Origin of the sequence: Agrilactobacillus yilanensis, from assembly GCF_003946725.1 — a bacterium.
GTDB lineage: Bacteria > Bacillota > Bacilli > Lactobacillales > Lactobacillaceae > Agrilactobacillus > Agrilactobacillus yilanensis.
Genome location: NZ_RHOY01000016.1, coordinates 52,754 through 68,337, shown reverse-complemented (window position 1 = coordinate 68,337; position 15,584 = coordinate 52,754). Strand labels below are relative to the sequence as shown.

Below are 15,584 nucleotides of genomic sequence, written 5' to 3'. Positions count from 1 at the left end.
TTCACAAGAAGTTTATATCCTTGTTTATGAGGTGAAGTATTATGGCTTATCGGACACCACCATTTTTAACACCGGCAGCAATTGTTTCTTTAATCCTGTCTGTTTCGGTGATCAACTTCGGTGTCAATCAAGTTTCCCCGGTGAAGACTTCTAATACAAAAACTGAAAGTTCTTCCGTTTCAAAATCAACAAGCAGCACCACTTCTGAAACTAAGTCAAAACCTAGTGACGATTCTAGTTATAGCCTGTCTAGTTCAGAGGATGCTTCTAGTTCTAACTCGGATGACCGTTCAATGAGCAGTGCTTCTGAACAATCTTCCAGTGATCAAGCGGCTGAACACAGTTCTAGTGCAGCCAGTCAATCTAGTACCAGTCAGACGGCTCAAAGCAGCAGTTCAAATGCGGCTTCTAGTTCCAGCACCACTAACCAAACCGATACTAATAATTCGGGGACAACTGGGCAAACAGATCAGACGGCTGATGCAACTGCACAAACAAATGAATAAATTATAAGGGTGGTTTCATGCTTAGTATATTGGATACGCTCAATCACTTTTTAGGCTATTTTAGTATTAATAGTAAGCCTCGGAGCCGAATTTATACGGTAATCGCGTCAATTGGTAATTTTTATTTACTTTACTTAGCCATCCACGCTTTTCGTTACCAGTATTTTCTGCGGGGCGCCATTTATTTAGGTGTTTTCCTAATTCTTTTATATTTCTGCGTCTTAAATGCCATTTATTACTTTACAGATAAAACTGTAAAATTTGACATTTCACCTAAAATTGAAAAATTATTAGGGGGCCCGCCTAAAGATGCCTTAGAAAAAGCTAACGCAACTGAAGCAGCACCTAAAACTAAAATTCGTAATATCCCCACCGCAGGCCTATTTAATGAAAATAGTTTAGTTCCTGCGACAGTTGATATATCAGCTGACGAGCAAGCTAACTTAAATCTTATTGTGGATGAACTCGTCCGCCAAAGTCTAGTCACGGCCGGCTTTGATCAATTAGATGAGGGCTCGATTAAACAGCGCCTTTTAAAAAATGATAATGTTCAGCGTTTAGAAGCGCCTTTAGATTTACCTTTCTTTGATTTACAAGTTAATGGTGATCATGTCGTTATTTTAGCCGGTCTGAATGCTTTGACGGCCAAACCAGTGGGCCATTTAGCCCATGTGGGATTAACCTCTATTGAACAAGCCGTTCAAGACTATAATTTGGCTTTAGCAAAGTTACAAGTTAACGGCGGCCCACAAAAAGTATTAAATGCTGATCAAATCACTGAAGTACCCACGCCTTATGAATTACAGGCAAAAGTGGCTTTTCAACCTAAAAAAGATGAAATTGAGCAACACGAATCCTAAAAGGGCGGGCAATTAGCCCGCTCTTTTTTTACATAATTTATGGAGGTTTTTAAATGACTTATACAATTGAACCATCAAAACGTGCTAAAAATCGGGAAACTTGGGATGAGTATTTTATGAAATTAGCTATCAATGTGGCGGAACGTTCAACTTGTGAACGGGCTACTGTGGGCAGTGTTTTAGTCCGGGATAAACGGATCATCGCGACTGGTTATAACGGCAGTGTTGTCGGTGAACCCCATTGTGATGATGCTGGTCATTTAATGGATCATGGGCATTGTATTCGCACCGTTCACTCTGAATTAAATGCGATTTTACAGTGTGCGGCCAATGGGATTCGGACAAAGGGTGCTGCTTTATTTGTCACTCATTTCCCTTGCCTGAATTGTACTAAAGCGTTAATTCAAGCTGGCATTGTTTCGATTAGTTACTGTCACGACTACCATAACGACCCTTATGCGGTAGAACTGATGAAAACCCATCATATCGCTGTCCATAAAGTAGCAATCGCACCAAATAAGGCTGATCATTAAGATGGTGGCGATTCAAGAGATCCGTCAAAAAACGCAGCTCAGTCCAACAAGTCAGCCGGCGTTGTTTTATTATGAAACCATTGATTCTACGAACACCACTGCCAAAACACTGGTTTCTAAGACAGCACCCCCCTTTTTTATTTTAGCTGATCAGCAAACGGCTGGTAAAGGTCGCTTAAATCGGCAATTCTTATCACCAGCGGGTACAGGGATTTATTTAACCTATACTTTTGACTGCCCAATTGCCCAGTTAGCGCCAGGCTTATTGACAACCAGCGCCGCAGTCGTCGTTGCCCAGGCCATTACCCAAGTGTTCCATGTGGAACCCCAAATTAAGTGGGTCAACGATCTTTACTTACAGACTAAAAAAGTATGCGGGATTTTAGCGGAAACGATCCCAACAACCCCAGGTCATGTGGCGGTGATTCTCGGCATGGGTATTAATTTAAAAACACCGACAGCATTACCCACTACTTTGCAAAATAAAGTCGGTGGCCTTAATGTCCCGGGAAATATTACAGATTTTTGCGTAACCCTGCTCAATACCTTGCCGCAGATGGTCCAAACTTATCAAACCGGCAAATACTTATCCTATTACCGGCAACATGCTTTTTTAACGCATAAAAGGGTCGCTTTAAAAATTGGGGCTGCTACGACTGAAGGCATCGTTGTAGATATTACAGATAAAGGTGCTTTAATTTTACAAACGGACGCCGGACAACAAATTCTTAATGCTGGTGAAGTTCAGAAAGTTTACTTTTAAATTGTTAGAATTTACTAACTTTCGAGTTTTTTTATAGCTCTTAACATTGACATAACTGTATTTATACACTATTCTAAAGATTAAAAAATGATTAAAGGAGTTCTTTATGTCTGTTTGGGAGAAAATGACCCGTAAAGCAAATATCCATCAATATTTAAGTGAGGATGTTAAATTTCAAAAGACCTTAAAAGCTAGAGATTTAATGGCTTTAGGGATTGGGGCCGTTATCGGAACTGGTATATTTATTTTGCCAGGAACTGTGGCGGCAACGACGAGTGGTCCAGGGATTATTTTAAGTTTTTTAGTTGCTGCTTTAGTTTGTGCCACTGCGGCGATGTGTTACGCAGAATTCGCTTCCTCTTTGCCTGTTGCTGGCAGTGCGTATTCTTACGGTAACATCGTCTTCGGTCAATTTATCGGTTGGGTGATCGGCTGGGCTTTAATTTTAGAATACATGTTAGCCGTTGCCGCTGTTTCTGTTGGTTTTTCAGCTTACTTTGGGGCCTTTTTGAAAGGCTTTGGACTTCATTTACCCGCGGCTATTTCTGGGGCGTTTACCCCGGGTCAAGGGACTTACGTGAATTTAGTCGCCATCTTAGTCGTTTGGCTGATTACTTGGATGTTATCCCGCGGCATGAAATCTTCAATGCGGATCAATGACATCATGGTTGTCGTCAAGATCCTAATTATTGTTTTGTTTATTATTGTTGGTTTCTTTTATGTTAAGCCTAGTAACTGGTCTCCTTTCTTGCCATTTGGTAAGATCGGGATTTTCAACGGGGCGGCCACCGTATTTTTTGCTTATTTAGGCTTTGATGCCGTTTCTTCTTCCGCACCGGAAGTTAAAGAACCGCAAAAGAATTTACCGATTGGGATTATTGGTACTTTGATCATTGCCACAATTTTATATATGGCTGTTTCTGTTATTTTGACCGGGATGGTGCCTTATACAAAATTAAACGTTGCCGATCCTGTTTCTTTTGCCTTGCAATTAGTTCACTTAAACGGTGTCGCTGGAATTATCTCAATTGGGGCTATGGCTGGTATGTTTACGATGATGGTCACGATGATTTACAGTAGTTCCCGTTTAGTTTACGCAATTGGCCGTGATGGCTTATTGCCAAAATTCTTAGGTAAAATTAATGATAAAAATCATTTACCAAATCATAGTTTGATTACGGTGACAATTATTATTTCCTTGATGAGCGGCTTTTTTAACATTAGTCAACTTGCAGAACTAGTTAATATTGGTACTTTAATTGCCTTTTCATTTGTATCCATTGGTATTTTACCGTTACGTAAACGCAAAGACATCAGTAATGACGGCTTTAAAGTACCACTTTATCCAGTTTTACCGGTAATTTCCTTAGGTCTTTGTTTATATCTAATGACCCGTTTACAAGTGGCAACTTGGATTGCTTCCCTTATCTGGTTTGTTATCGGCGTCATCATTTACATGAGTTATGGTATTCGTCATAGCAATTTGCAAACTTCCGATAAATAGTTTGCTTTAGATTCTCAAGTGTGTTAATCTACTAATTAGTGATTGATGGAACGGAGTTTTATAAGTCTTTGCTTTATAGATTTCTTTCAGCGGTTACAATATTGTTTGTCACTTAGGGTTTGTTAGTACGAAAGGAATTTATAAACATGCAAAACGGTACAGTTAAATGGTTTAACGCAGACAAAGGCTATGGCTTTATTACTACTGACGAAGGCAACGACATTTTCGTTCACTTCTCAGCTATCCAAGGTGACGGTTACAAGAGTCTTGACGAAGGTCAAAAAGTTTCTTTTGACGTTGAAGAAAGCGATCGTGGCCCACAAGCTGCTAACGTTACTAAACTTTAATCAGAATTTCTGATTTTAAAAAAACCACCATATGGTGGTTTTTTTTGTGCCTTTTTTTGCATTAAGCTCTAAATATAGCCCGAAAAATCAGCTAAAACCTTGACCGTCACGCCCTTTTTTCAGGTAAAAAGCGATAAATCAACAAACCGATGATTTGTGTGGCTAACATCAATAAAACCATCGGCGCTTGTGAGTTGGTGCTAAACAAGCCGACTAACGGTGTAGCCAAACCACCAATGGCATTCATAGCTAAGCCTAATAACGCCGAAGCCCCACCAGCCTTGTCGCCTTCTAAATTCATCGCAATTGAGGTGGCTACGGTATTCACACTGCCTAAAGTAAAGACAATTAAGAATAAACCGATCATCAATAAATACTGATTTGGCGGCAATAATAGACTCAAACTCATTAAAATCGCAATGCCAACGCCCGCATAAATACTATATTTTAAAATTGTTTCTTCCTCAAAGCGATTGATCAACGTTCCTACCAAACGGCTACCAAAGACAATAGATAAGCCATTAATGGCATAAATAAAACTAAATAGCTGCGGTGACATGTGGTACAGCCCTTGAAAAACAAAAGTTGAACCGGCAATGTAAATAAATAATGCGCCCATCACAAAGCCTTGCGTTAGTACATAAGTCATAAAGTTTCTAGAACGCAATAAGAGGCCCATTTCTCGATAGGCCCGACTGGAACTGACTGTCCGTTTTTCTTTGACGAGACTCTCCGGTAAAAAGAATAAAACACAAAGAATTAAAATAATCCCAATAATACCTAAAATCACAAAAATCCCTTGCCAGTTCGTAAATTTGATGGCTAAGCCCCCAAATAAAGGCGCAATAATTGGAAAAATACCATTAATCGCCATTAATACCGCCAAAAATCTAGATAGCGGTTTCCCCGAAAATTGATCCCGGGCAATTGAACGGGATAAAACTTGTCCTGAAGAGCCACCTAAGCCTTGAATAAATCGTAAAATTAAGAGTGTACTGATTTGCGTCACACCCGCGATGACAAATGAGGTCACAGCAAATAAGGCCACCCCAATTAATAGGGGCCACCGTCGACCATAATGGTCACTAATTGGCCCAATAATCACTTGTCCAATGGCTAAGCCTAGCAAACAGGCTGTAATTGATAGCTGTGCTAAAGATTGGGTTGTTTGTAACCCTTGCTGTAAATCCGGCAGTGCCGGTAAATACATATCTAGCGACAATGGCCCAAAGGCACTTAAAGTCCCTAGTAAAATCGTTAAAAATAACTGTTTTCCTTTCACTCTGTGATTCACCTGATTTCATTGTTCGTTTTTTCATTATAACAATAATTGCAAGCCTTAGGGCATTATGCTTAAATACAATTAAACCTAATTTTTGAAGGGAGTCTTTCCTATTGGCTGATTTAACTGCCAGTTTCCACGACCATACTTTCCAAACACCACTGATGAATGCCTCCGGTGTCTATTGTTATACCACAGAAGAATTAGATAATTTACTGGCTTCTAAAGCCGGTACTTTAGTGACTAAAAGTGCCACAATCAATTACCGAGCAGGCAATCCTGAACCTCGCTACCGTAATTTAGCCCTAGGCAGTATTAATTCTATGGGTCTACCCAATGAAGGTTTAGCTTATTATTTAGACTACGTTCTTAAAAAACAGGCCGACCCGACAGTACCGACGCTATTTTTATCCGTTGCCGGCATTAGTATGGCCGAAGATTTGGACATGCTGAGCACTATCGATCAAAGTGATTTTAATGGTTTAACCGAATTAAATCTATCTTGCCCCAACGTCCCGGGTAAACCACAAGTTGCTTACGACTTTGAAGCCACTGAAAAGATGCTTGCTGCGGCTTTTGAGCGTTTCCACAAGCCACTAGGGGTAAAGTTGCCACCTTACTTTGATTTAACCCAATTCGATATTGTAGCCCAAATTTTAAATCAATATCCGCTAGCTTACATCAATACCATCAACAGTATTGGCAACGGCTTGTATATTGACGTGGACTCTGAAACCGTTGCGATCAAGCCTAAAGGCGGTTTTGGCGGTTTAGGCGGCGCTTATGTCTTACCAACAGCGTTGGCCAATGTGCATGCCTTTAGACAACGTTTGAACCCTGAAATTGCCATTATTGGCACCGGCGGTATTGAAAATGGGGCAGATGTTTTTGCCCACTTATTGGCTGGGGCAGATTTAGTCCAGGTAGGCACACAATTGATGAAAGATGGGCCAGATGTTTTTACTCGCCTTGCTGCCGAGTTAGCTGATATAATGAACGCCAAAGGTTATCACAAATTAGCCGACTTTAAAGGGAAATTAAAGACACTTTGAAATCTGCAGCGACTTAAGCGCTTTATAACGCTGTTTCATTTGTGTTGTCTTTTCATAGGCTTTAGCGCTGTTGTTTAGCCATGTAAGGGCTTTAATTCGACTTTGATAATAAGTTTTTTCATAAATCTGTTTCATTATTTCCAAAAAAATGCTACACTAAACTCGATGATAAAAATTTTTTAATTTGGAGGCTATATAATGTCTTTAGTTCATGGTACAGAAATCGTTGCAGGTGCTCAAAAAGGTCATTACGCAATTGGTGCTTTTAACACAAATAACTTGGAATGGACACGTGCAATCTTAGCTGCTGCTCAAGAAAAGAATGCGCCTATCATCATTCAAACTTCTATGGGTGCTGCTAAGTACATGGGTGGTTACGAACTTGTACAACATTTAGTTCAAGACACAATCAAATCAATGGAAATCACAGTCCCAATCATCATGCATTTAGATCATGGTAACTACGACGCTGCTAAAGCTGCAATCGCTGCTGGTTACAACTCAGTTATGTTTGATGGTCATGATTTAGACTTCAAAGAAAACTTAGAAAAGACTAAAGAACTTGTTGCTTTAGCACATGCTAAAGGTATTTCTGTTGAAGCAGAAGTAGGTTCTATTGGTGGTGAAGAAGACGGTATCATCGGCGCTGGTGAATTAGCTGACGTTGAAGAAGCTAAACAATTAGCTGCTACTGGCATCGACTTCTTAGCTGCAGGTATTGGTAATATCCACGGTGTTTACCCTGCAAACTGGCAAGGTTTAAACTTTGACCGTTTGAAAGAATTAACAGACGCTGTTTCTATTCCATTAGTATTACATGGTGGTTCTGGCATCCCTGTTGATCAAATTCAAAAAGCAATTGGCTTAGGTGTTGCTAAAGTCAACGTTAATACTGAACAACAAATTGCTTGGGCAAAAGAAATCCGTAAATACATCGAAGAAAACAAAGACCACGAAACTAAAGGCTTTGATCCTCGTAAAGTCTTAGCACCTGGTACAGAAGCTATCAAGAACACTGTTGAAGAACATATCGAATGGTTCGGTACACCTTCTGTTAAACTTGTTCCTGAAAACATCTAAATTTCATAAGCAATAAGACTGACATTACTGTTAGTCTTATTTTTTTGCTTTAAAAAAGATCTAAGTCGGTTTTTCGGCCTAGATCTTTTTTAGTTTATTATTTTAAAAGCTTAATTGCTGTATTTAACAGCCGCCTAGCGCTTTTTAATCTGTTTCATTCTTAGCTAGCTCAGCTTGGACGACTTCAAAGCCAGCAGCCTCTAAAGCGGTTTTAACGCCTTGCGGATCTGTCGCCGCCACATGAATCTGAATAATCTGCTCATTAGCCCGGCGGTTAACGACTAATGTCAAAATGCTGTATTTATTTTCAGCTAACGCCGCTCCGACTTTAGCTAAGAAACCAACCTCATCTTTTTCCGTCTTAACCGCTACTTGCGTGCCCCCAGCATTGTAACCTGCTAAGTCTAAGAAAGCATCAAAAATATCATTATTGGTAATAATACCTTGTAAATGGCCTTGAGCATCTAAAACTGGTAAAACACCGATATTGTATTGACGCATTTTATAAATGGCATCTTCTAAAGAAGCCGCTGGGGCAATGGTCAGTACACTTTTTTCCATCACGTCTTTAACCGTTGTTTTATTTAATAAATAATTCATTTCATAAACACTTAAACTCGTCGCCTTTGACGGCATAGCTGCTTCAATAATCCCCTGTGTTACTAAGCCTACCAATCGCCCATTATCGACAACTGGCAAGCGATGAATCTTATGTGTCCGCATTAAATCAACGGCATCATTGATGCGCACATCTGGTGTTACCGTAATTAACGTTGTGGTCATAAAATCTGAAACACTCATCGCCTTATTCCTCCTTTTAAGCATCCAGGCCATCGCCTTAAATCACTTTAATTAACCGCCAAGATAGGCTTTTTGAACGGCATCATTACTTAATAATTCTGCCCCAGTCCCACTCAGTACAATCTTGCCGACCGACAACACATACCCGCGATCCGCAATTGACAAAGCCTTAGCCGCATTTTGCTCAATTAACAAAACCGTCGTCCCATTTCGCTTGATTTCTTCAATAATATCAAAAATTTCATTAATAAAAATTGGCGCCAAACCCATGGACGGTTCATCTAATAGCAATAATTTAGGCGCTGCCATCAAAGCTCGGCCCATCGCTAACATCTGCTGTTCACCACCAGATAACGTGGCCGCATCTTGATTTTTACGTTCTTCCAAAACTGGAAAACGTTCAAAAATATTGGCATAATCCTTTTTTACCTTATCCCGATCTTTTCGTAAAAAAGCACCCATCTGTAAGTTTTCCATCACAGATAACCCGGGAAATATATGTCGACCTTCCGGAACTTGGGAAATCCCACCGGAAACAATCTTTTGTGAACTCTCTTTTTGAATCTCACGGTCATTATACAAAATTTTACCGGCTTTTGGCCGAATTAAACCGGAAATTGCATGCAACGTCGTACTTTTTCCGGCCCCATTGGCACCGATTAACGAAACAATCTCGCCTTCATTTACTTCAAAATTAATGCCTTTAACAGCTTGGATGACGCCATAATTCACTGAAAGATCTTTAACCTGTAGTAACATTAAACGCCACCTCCTAAATAAGCATCAATAACCGCTTGGTTAGACTGAATTTCTTTAGGCGTGCCTTCCGCCAATAATTTCCCGTACTGCAAGACATAAATGCGTTCCGCCACATTCATCACTAAGGACATATCATGTTCAATTAGCAAAACGGTAATCCCAAAATCTTTTTGAATCTGTCGAATCGTTGCGGTTAAAGCTGCCGTTTCTTCCGGATTCATTCCGGCTGCTGGTTCGTCCAAAAATAAAATTTTAGGTTTTGTTGCTAAAGCCCGGATAATCTCTAAGCGCCGCTGTGCCCCATAAGGCATATTGGAAGCTAATGTATCCGCTAAGTCCTGCATTTCAAAAATTTCTAGTAAATCCAGCGCTTCTTTACGTAAACGCGCCTCAGTTTTATAAAAATTAGGCGTTCGAATTAAACTGCCGAAGAAGTTCTCTTTGTTTTTGCTCGTCATCGAAATTAAAACATTATCCAATACACTTAATTCTTTAAACAATCGGATATTTTGGAACGTTCTTGCTAAACCCATATCCGCAATATGATAAGGTTTTTTACCATTCAAAACTTGCATTCCTTCGTTGGTTCTTAAAGAAATAGAGCCTTCAGAAGGCGGGGTCTGCCCAGTCATCAAATTAAATAGCGTTGTTTTCCCAGCGCCGTTGGGGCCAATTAGCGCCACCAGCTCATTATCATCTAAATGCAAATTAACATCTGACACTGCCGCCAGGCCACCGAAATTTTTAGTTAAATCTTTAACATCCAATAAAACGGCCATTTAAGCCCCCTCCTTTGCTTTTTTCTTACGATTGAACAAACGCTTCACTGAAAATTCCCAAGTCCCAAACAAGCCCTTAGGCCGGAAGATCATGATTAAAATTAAAGCCAGTGAGTAAAGGACCATCCGTAACGCCCCGAAACTTTGCATGACCATATCCAAAATACCTAGCAAAATTGCGGCCGCAAATGTTCCGGTAATACTGCCAATACCGCCCATAACGACGATAATCAAAATATTAATCGACTGCATAATCCCGAAATCATTCGGCGCGATAGTTTGAATGTAACTAGCATGTAACGCCCCGCCAATCGCAGCTGTCATACCACCGAAGACAAATGCGGCAACTTTAAATTTAGTCGTATTAATCCCCATAGATTCAGCCGCAATTTCATCTTCACGTACCGACATCACTGCCCGGCCATTACGAGAATGAATAAAATTAACCGTAAAGATCGTCGTCACCACGACTAAAACATAAACTAACGACCAATTCGCTAACTGTGGTAAACCATAAAGCCCCGCCGGCCCATTGGTAATTTTTAGATTGACAATAATAATTCGAATAATCTCCGCCGCACCCATTGTGGCAATGGCTAAATAATCACCTTTTAAGCGCAATGTTGGCATCCCAATGATCAACGCTACGACACCGGCCAAGATCATCCCAGCGACCATCCCGATCACAAAACCACCCGGTGTTGGAATCGCCTGCGTGACTAAAGCCGCCGCATAAGCGCCTAAAGCCATAAAACCCGCATGCCCTAAAGAAAACTGTCCGGAAAAACCAATAATTAAGTTTAACCCCGTTGCTAAAATAATATTAATCCCAATCAAAACTAACGTATTTTCCGCAAACTGGTCAATAATGCCGACGCCTTCAAGGACATTGATCAAAATCCAGCCAGCGATGGCGATCAAAAGCCAAATTGCATTAAATTTAAGATTTTTCTTCAATGTCAGACACCTACACTTTCTCACGTGTGACCTTGCCTAAAATACCAGCTGGTCGAATAATTAAAATAATGATCAAGATGGCATAAACCGCCGCATCTCGGAAAGCTGAAAAGCCCAATGCTTGCACAATGGTTTCCACAATCCCGATGACAAAGCCACCTAACGCAGCCCCTGGAATCAAACCAATACCACCTAAAACCGCAGCAACAAAGGCTTTAATCCCTGGTGTCATCCCCATCAATGGATCAATCGAGTTGTAATACAAACCAATCATTACCCCCGCAGCCCCTGCTAAAGCAGAGCCTAAAGCAAACGTAAAGGAAATTGTATGATTCACATTAATCCCGATTAACTTCGCCGCTTCTGGATCCACAGAAACTGCCCGCATTGCTTTACCCATCCGGGTCCGCTTGATGATTAATTGCAATAAGATCATCAAAACAATAGAAGTTACTAAAATTAAAATCTGAATATTTGAAATCGAAATGCCCCAGAAATGGTACCGAACCATCTGCATTGCCTGTGGGAAATCCCGCGGACTAGAAGAAAAGAGATAACTCATCCCATTTTCCAATAGGAACGAAACCCCGATTGCGGTAATTAAAACGACAATCCGCGGTGAATTTCTAAGTGGCCGATAAGCTAAGAATTCAATGACCACCCCAACGATGGCACAAAAGATCATAGATACAATTAAAGCCGTCCAAAAGCCCACATGGAATTGATTAATCATATAATAACCCCAAAAGGCCCCTAACATATAAACATCACCGTGGGCAAAGTTGATTAACTTAATGATGCCGTAAACCATTGTGTACCCTAAGGCTAATAACGCATAAATACTCCCTAGGGACAGCCCATTAATAAGTTGTTGTAAAATCTGCACACTGCTCACGCTCCTTAAATTTACTCATAACTTTGAAAAAAGCCCAGTACCAATAATCATTTGGACTAGGCTTTTCTCAGAAATAACCTAACAGTATTGCTGCACAACTGGGAAAAACAGAAACTTAAATTTTAACTTTTATTTAACCGCGGTTGCTTCTGCTTCAACCCCGTTTTCAAGTTTTGTAATGATAACTGGTTTTTGTGGATTATGATCTTTGTCAATCGTAATTGAACCAGTAACCCCTTCAAAGTTCTTCAACTTAGCCAAACCTTTGGCAATCTTAACAGAGTTTGTAGAATCTTGATCTTCAATCGCTTGTTTAATCATGTAAACTGCATCGTAAGACAAAGCATCAAATGTTCCGGCATCGTCACCGTAAGTGTCTTTGTAAAGTTTCAAGTATTTACCGACTTTATCGTTCGCTGGTGCTTTAGCATCAAAGTGCGTTGTATAATAAATGTTTGAAGCATTTTTCTTTCCGGCAATCTTGATAAGCTTAGGATCTGCGAAACCATCGGCCCCAACGATTGGTTGAGTAATACCCATTTCTCTAGCTTGACGGACGATCAACCCAGCTTCAGAGTAGTAACCTGGTACAAACAAAGCATCAAATTCTTTACCCTTTAATTTTGTTAATAACGTGTTAAAGTCTTTGTCCCCAGATTGATAGTATTCTGTAACAACCACTTTGCCTTTATATTCTTTCTTGAACGCCTTGATCAATCCTTGAGCATAATCTGTTGATTTATCCCCTAAAATCGCTACCCGATTTAAGTTCATATTATTATAGATGTAACGTGCCAAAGCTTCCCCTTGGAAACTATCTTCAAAACATGAACGGAACATATAAGGCTGAACTTTACCATTCTTTTGTAAAGTTAATGAATCTTGCGTTCCCCCGGGTGTGATTAAAGGTACTTTGGCCTTAGTCATGTTTGGCAATGCTGCTAAGCCTGCCCCAGAAGTAATTGGGCCAATAACAGCTGAAGCTTTTGTCTGTGTCGTTAAGTTCGTGGCAATAGAGGCAGCTTGTGAGTTATCGGATTTATTATCCTTCGTCACTAATTTTAACTTCATCTTCTTACCGTCTACTTTAACCCCGCCGTTTTTGTTAATTTCATTGACTGCTAATTTAACCCCACGTTGCATTGCACTGCCATAAGCGGCAGCAGAACCAGATAATTCGAAGTTCCCGCCAATCGTAATCGTATTTCCTGAAGCTGAGTTCCCTTCACTAGCGGCTTTGTTCGCACACCCTGTGAATGTTGCAGCCAACATCAATGCTGAAGCTGCCAAAATTGCAATCTTAGATTTTTTCATTATTATAACCACCCAAATGTTTTTCTAATATTTTTCTAATATATTAAAACATTATTATAATTAAATCAACTAATTTTCATTAAAAATTCAAAATAATTTGTTTATACTGCAAAATAAGGTGGTCATGTCGCGTGACCCATGAAGTTTTAAAGTCTTTATTAAGAAGCATTTATATCGAAAAATTAAGAGATTTATGTATAATAAGCCGCACCATATGATATTATCATTAAAAATTAATTTTATCGTTTGTAATCTCATAATTTAATTGTACGCTGTTTAATTGCAATTTATGAAAAACGCATTAATTCAGCCTATTATTGAAAATAGTCATTTTAAAAAATAATTTGAATAAATATAATAAAGTAATTATTTAATCAAATTGACCATATAATTAAATTAAGATGAGTTAAATAGTCATTTTTATATTTCTAATCTCATTTTAATGTTGGCTACAAGTTCGTGCGTATCCAGTTCGCTCAGATTCACAAGTTATTAAAGGCCCGTTGATTTGGTCTATTTTTTTAATAATTTGAAGAATTTTTTAGATACCGTCCTTGTCTGGTGTGAATGTGATATTATTATCATAAGTATTTTATTAGTGGAGGTCGTTATTTTTATGATGAATTTTAGCAACAATATGCAACATCAAGCCTATTTAGAAATTAGTAAACGCATCATGCATTCTAGTTATGCCCCCGGTGATAAAATTTCTGAAAGTTCTTTAGAAAAAGATTTAGATCTTGGCCGGACACCAATTCGTGAAGCCTTAATTCGGCTGCGTAAAGATGGCTTAATCGAAGTTATCCCTCAAAGTGGGACCTATGTTTCAAAAATCAACTTAGACGTGGCTGTCAACGCCCGTTTTGTCCGTGAAAGTATTGAGCGTAAAGTGATGGTTGAAGCGGCTTCTAAAGCCAAAACTGCAGATATCAGAGCCTTGCAAAATATTGTCAAAGCGCAACATACGGCCATTAAAAGTAATGATTACGAAGCCTTTTTTGATCTAGATGAAGCTTTTCACCGTAGTTTTTATGAAATTACCGACAAAAAAATGGTCTGGGATTGGCTCCAGACCATTAATGTTCAATTAAATCGTTTCCGTTGGCTACGGCTAAATCTTGCCAGTCTCAACTGGAGCAAATTAGTTAACGACCACAATCAATTATTAGCCGCTGTTAAAGCCCACGAACCAGAAGAAGCTGAGCGGTTGACAATTAATCACCTACATTTGATGTTAGATGAAGAACAAGCTTTAGTCGCCGCCTTCCCGACTTATTTTTCAGACGATACCACACCAACTCTATAAAATAAAACGTTCGATAATTTCTTTTAGCGCATCTTGATTGTTGTCACTTTGCGTCACATACTGGGCCTGGGCTTTGACACCGTCTAAACCATTGGCCATACAAACCCCTAGGCCTGCTGCCTGAATCATTGCCAAATCATTACTGTTATCACCTACCGCAATGACTTGTTCGGCTGTGAGGCCTAATTTTTCGGCCAATTCCAGTGTCGCACGGCCTTTGTCCGCCTCAGCGGCATTAAATTCAATATAGCGGTCTGAAGAAAAAGTGGCAGTTAACGGCGTTTTAACCTGCGTTAAGACTTTATCTTTTAGCGCTTGCCGGTCCGCCATTTTCGGAAAAGCCACAATCACTTTCATAATTAACGCGTCTCTGAAATCTTCAAAATTAGGATTTTCTAAAATCTCAAAGTGGACACCCCGTTGCTTTAAATAGGCCAAATCCCATTGAGAAGGCTGACATAAATAACCGTGATCTGCCGTATAAAGATGCACTGAACCACCGCTAGCCAGCGCTAATTCAAAAACAGCTTTAGCGGTCTCAAAATCTAAAGTGTGTTGCGCCAGCGGCCGATTATCTTTATTTTCAATGATCAAACCACCATTGTAGCTGATACTATAAGTATCGGCTTTATTTTTTAGTCCTAAATCCGCTAAATTATCTTGAAAAGACGTATAGCTACGGCCAGAATTGGGTACAAAATAAACCCCTTTGGCCATAGCTGCTTTAATCGCCGTAATATTGCCCGCTGTCAAAACACCAGCATCATTTAATAAAGTTTCATCCAAATCGCATACAATTAACTTATACATCTACATTTACCCCTATTTCTCTATTTTCAAATTGCA

At 39.7% G+C, this 15,584-nt stretch carries 17 protein-coding genes; 9 read left to right on the top strand and 8 right to left on the bottom strand.

All coding sequences use genetic code 11. The features are described 5' to 3' along the window. Nucleotides 1–41: 41 nt before the first annotated feature. The 6 genes from EKM93_RS10445 (at nucleotide 42) to EKM93_RS10420 (ending at nucleotide 4,513) form a co-directional block, all read left to right on the top strand. On the top strand, nucleotides 42–506 hold the full coding sequence (locus EKM93_RS10445) for a hypothetical protein (protein ID WP_125715540.1): 465 nt from the start codon (nucleotides 42–44) through the stop codon (nucleotides 504–506). A gap of 17 nt (nucleotides 507–523) precedes the next feature. Further along, nucleotides 524–1,366 carry a DUF6681 family protein gene (locus EKM93_RS10440; RefSeq protein WP_125715539.1) on the top strand — a complete coding sequence of 281 codons (843 nt, stop codon included), beginning with the start codon at nucleotides 524–526 and terminating at the stop codon, nucleotides 1,364–1,366. Between the two features lie 53 nt (nucleotides 1,367–1,419). Beyond that, nucleotides 1,420–1,899, top strand: a complete 480-nt coding sequence (locus EKM93_RS10435; protein WP_125715538.1) for a deoxycytidylate deaminase — start codon at nucleotides 1,420–1,422, stop codon at nucleotides 1,897–1,899. Between the two features lies 1 nt (nucleotide 1,900). Beyond that, the gene (locus EKM93_RS10430) at nucleotides 1,901–2,662 is read left to right on the top strand and encodes a biotin--[acetyl-CoA-carboxylase] ligase (RefSeq protein WP_125715537.1); all 762 of its coding nucleotides are present in this window, start codon (nucleotides 1,901–1,903) and stop codon (nucleotides 2,660–2,662) included. A gap of 106 nt (nucleotides 2,663–2,768) precedes the next feature. Beyond that, the gene (locus EKM93_RS10425; RefSeq protein WP_125715536.1) at nucleotides 2,769–4,166 is read left to right on the top strand and encodes an APC family permease; all 1,398 of its coding nucleotides are present in this window, start codon (nucleotides 2,769–2,771) and stop codon (nucleotides 4,164–4,166) included. Between the two features lie 146 nt (nucleotides 4,167–4,312). Next, nucleotides 4,313–4,513 carry a cold-shock protein gene (locus EKM93_RS10420; protein WP_125715535.1) on the top strand — a complete coding sequence of 67 codons (201 nt, stop codon included), beginning with the start codon at nucleotides 4,313–4,315 and terminating at the stop codon, nucleotides 4,511–4,513. A gap of 106 nt (nucleotides 4,514–4,619) precedes the next feature. Here the strand turns inward: EKM93_RS10420 and EKM93_RS10415 are convergent, their stop codons facing one another. After that, nucleotides 4,620–5,795 (bottom strand): multidrug effflux MFS transporter, encoded by a 1,176-nt coding sequence (locus EKM93_RS10415; RefSeq protein ID WP_225423695.1) that lies wholly within the window; start codon nucleotides 5,793–5,795, stop codon nucleotides 4,620–4,622. A 113-nt stretch (nucleotides 5,796–5,908) separates the two neighbouring features. Between EKM93_RS10415 and EKM93_RS10410 the strand changes: the two genes are divergently transcribed. Further along, nucleotides 5,909–6,847: a dihydroorotate oxidase gene (locus EKM93_RS10410; RefSeq protein ID WP_225423694.1), complete on the top strand. Its 939-nt coding sequence runs from the start codon at nucleotides 5,909–5,911 to the stop codon at nucleotides 6,845–6,847. Between the two features lie 198 nt (nucleotides 6,848–7,045). Continuing rightward, the gene (fba, locus tag EKM93_RS10405; RefSeq protein WP_125715533.1) at nucleotides 7,046–7,927 is read left to right on the top strand and encodes a class II fructose-1,6-bisphosphate aldolase; all 882 of its coding nucleotides are present in this window, start codon (nucleotides 7,046–7,048) and stop codon (nucleotides 7,925–7,927) included. Between the two features lie 144 nt (nucleotides 7,928–8,071). On the opposite strand, the gene EKM93_RS10400 is transcribed toward fba, so the two are convergent. The 6 genes from EKM93_RS10400 to EKM93_RS10375 all read right to left on the bottom strand — a co-directional run bounded on the left by EKM93_RS10400 (nucleotide 8,072) and on the right by EKM93_RS10375 (nucleotide 13,432). After that, complete coding sequence (locus tag EKM93_RS10400; protein WP_125715532.1) at nucleotides 8,072–8,728, bottom strand: CBS and ACT domain-containing protein; 657 nt, start codon at nucleotides 8,726–8,728, stop codon at nucleotides 8,072–8,074. Nucleotides 8,729–8,779: 51 nt separating this feature from the next. Further along, nucleotides 8,780–9,487 (bottom strand): ABC transporter ATP-binding protein, encoded by a 708-nt coding sequence (locus EKM93_RS10395; RefSeq protein ID WP_125715531.1) that lies wholly within the window; start codon nucleotides 9,485–9,487, stop codon nucleotides 8,780–8,782. Continuing rightward, nucleotides 9,487–10,266: an ABC transporter ATP-binding protein gene (locus EKM93_RS10390; RefSeq protein ID WP_125715530.1), complete on the bottom strand. Its 780-nt coding sequence runs from the start codon at nucleotides 10,264–10,266 to the stop codon at nucleotides 9,487–9,489. The genes EKM93_RS10395 and EKM93_RS10390 overlap by 1 nt, the downstream gene beginning before the upstream one ends. Beyond that, on the bottom strand, nucleotides 10,267–11,223 hold the full coding sequence (locus EKM93_RS10385; RefSeq protein WP_125715529.1) for a branched-chain amino acid ABC transporter permease: 957 nt from the start codon (nucleotides 11,221–11,223) through the stop codon (nucleotides 10,267–10,269). Nucleotides 11,224–11,233: 10 nt separating this feature from the next. Then, on the bottom strand, nucleotides 11,234–12,103 hold the full coding sequence (locus tag EKM93_RS10380; protein WP_125715551.1) for a branched-chain amino acid ABC transporter permease: 870 nt from the start codon (nucleotides 12,101–12,103) through the stop codon (nucleotides 11,234–11,236). Between the two features lie 144 nt (nucleotides 12,104–12,247). Continuing rightward, nucleotides 12,248–13,432 (bottom strand): ABC transporter substrate-binding protein, encoded by a 1,185-nt coding sequence (locus EKM93_RS10375; RefSeq protein WP_125715528.1) that lies wholly within the window; start codon nucleotides 13,430–13,432, stop codon nucleotides 12,248–12,250. Between the two features lie 616 nt (nucleotides 13,433–14,048). Here EKM93_RS10375 and EKM93_RS10370 point away from each other — a divergent pair. Continuing rightward, on the top strand, nucleotides 14,049–14,738 hold the full coding sequence (locus EKM93_RS10370; RefSeq protein WP_125715527.1) for a GntR family transcriptional regulator: 690 nt from the start codon (nucleotides 14,049–14,051) through the stop codon (nucleotides 14,736–14,738). On the opposite strand, the gene EKM93_RS10365 is transcribed toward EKM93_RS10370, so the two are convergent. Then, the gene (locus EKM93_RS10365; protein WP_125715526.1) at nucleotides 14,733–15,548 is read right to left on the bottom strand and encodes a Cof-type HAD-IIB family hydrolase; all 816 of its coding nucleotides are present in this window, start codon (nucleotides 15,546–15,548) and stop codon (nucleotides 14,733–14,735) included. The two genes, EKM93_RS10370 and EKM93_RS10365, sit on opposite strands and share 6 nt — an antisense overlap. Between the last annotated feature and the right edge of the window lie 36 nt (nucleotides 15,549–15,584).